At 74.4% G+C, this 1,740-nt stretch carries 2 protein-coding genes; both read right to left on the reverse strand.

The genetic code is table 11. The annotated features are described in order from the left end of the window. On the reverse strand, positions 1 to 1,076 hold a 1,076-nt coding region (locus ACWCSD_RS52320; protein WP_449927346.1), incomplete at its 3' end, for an MFS transporter. A 150-nt stretch (positions 1,077 to 1,226) separates the two neighbouring features. Further along, positions 1,227 to 1,740 (reverse strand): sensor histidine kinase (locus ACWCSD_RS52325; RefSeq protein ID WP_449927349.1); only part of this gene is annotated, 514 nt, incomplete at its 5' end.

The raw sequence follows: 1,740 nt of genomic DNA on the forward strand, positions 1-1,740 counted from the left end.
ACCAGCGGCGGGACGAACCCGCCGAGCCCGCCGGCGGCGCCGACCAGGCCGGTGACCGTGCCGACCTTGTCGGCCGGGGCGACCTGCGCGACCAGCGCGAAGGTGGCGCCGCTGCCGGCGCCGAGCGCGGCGGCCATGGTCAGGAACGCGATCGTGCCGACCGGCATGAGGCCGGGGGTGAGCGCCTGCACGGCCGCCGTGCCGGCGGTGACGACGAACACGCCGGTCAGCACGGGCACCGGGCCGACGCGGTCCGACAGCCAGCCGCCGATCGGCCGGGCCAGCACGGCCAGCACGACGAACCCGGCCATCCGGTTGGCGGCGTCGGCCTGCTCCAGCCCGTAGCCGGTCTGCAGGTAGGCGGGCAGGTAGACCGAGAAGGCGACGTAACCGCCGAAGGCGACCGCGTACAACACGCACGCCTGCCAGGTGATCGGCAGCCTGAGCGCGGCGGCCATGCGCGCACCCAGCGGCTGGGTGACGACGGCACGGCCGGGCGCGTCGCGCAGCACCAGCCACGCCACGACCGCGTACGCGGCCAGCACGACGGCGGTGATGAGGAACGGCACGGCGGCGCCGCCGGCGCTGACCAGCGGGACGGTGGTCAGCGCGCTGATCGCGGTGCCGCCCATCCCCGCGCCGAAGATCCCGACCGCCAGGCCGCGCCGGTTCGGCGGGAACCAGGCGTTGACGAACGGCACCCCGACGGCGAACACGGTGCCGCCGACGCCGAGGAAGAACCCGCCGATCAGCAGCGAGACCATCGACGTCTGCCCGAACAGGCCGATGAACAGGACGGGGACGATGGTGGCCGCCGAGACCAGCGGGAACATCACCCGCCCGCCGAACCTGTCGGTGAGCGCGCCGACCGGGATGCGGCCCAGCGACCCCACGATCACCGGGACGGCCACCAGCAGCGCCTGCTGCCCGGCCGACAGCCCGAGCAGCTCCTTGAAACGCGGCCCGAGCGGACTGAGCAGGGCCCAGGCCCAGAAGTTCACCGCGAAGCCCAGGGTCGCCAGGGTGAGCATCAACGCCGGGCTGCGGCCGGGGGTGGTGGCCGGTGGGTTCGTCATGTCTTCCTCACGTGGTTCATGCGGAGGCGGGGCGGCCTGGATGGCCGCGATCACCTGGCTTTGCCGTCCCATCACAGCTCAGCGGGCATGACGCGGGGTATGGACGAAGGTCCCGACCTCCCGGGACCTAGGACGCGCGGGGGGCGGCCGTCACAGCGGGACGTGCCAGCGCAGGCGGGTGCCGCCCTCCTCCGGCGTCTCCAGCTCGGCGGCCCCGCCGAGGTCGGCGGCCCGTTCCTCGATGTTGCGCAGGCCGCTGCGCCGCCCGCCGTCGCCCACGCCGACGCCGTTGTCGCCGACGAGGAGGGTGAGCCGGCCGCCGGCGACCTCGATGGAGACCTCGGCCCGGGTGGCGTGGGAGTGGCGCACCACGTTGGACAGCGCCTCGCGCAGGACGGCGAGCAGGTGCCCGGCCACCTGGTCGGGCACCAGGGTGTCGATCTGGCCCTCCATGCGCAGGCCGGGCATGAACCCCAGGTGCGCGCCCGCCCCCTCCACCAGGTCGACGATCTTCGTGCGCAGGCTCGGCGCGGCGTCCTCGCGCGGGGCCTGGAGGGCGAAGATGGACGAGCGGATCTGCCGGATGGTCTCGTCCAGCTCGTCGATGGCGTGCTGGAGCCGTTTGCCCGCCTCCGGCCGCTCGACCAGCCGGACGGTGCTCATC

The sequence above is a fragment of the Nonomuraea sp. NPDC001684 genome, assembly GCF_053596515.1.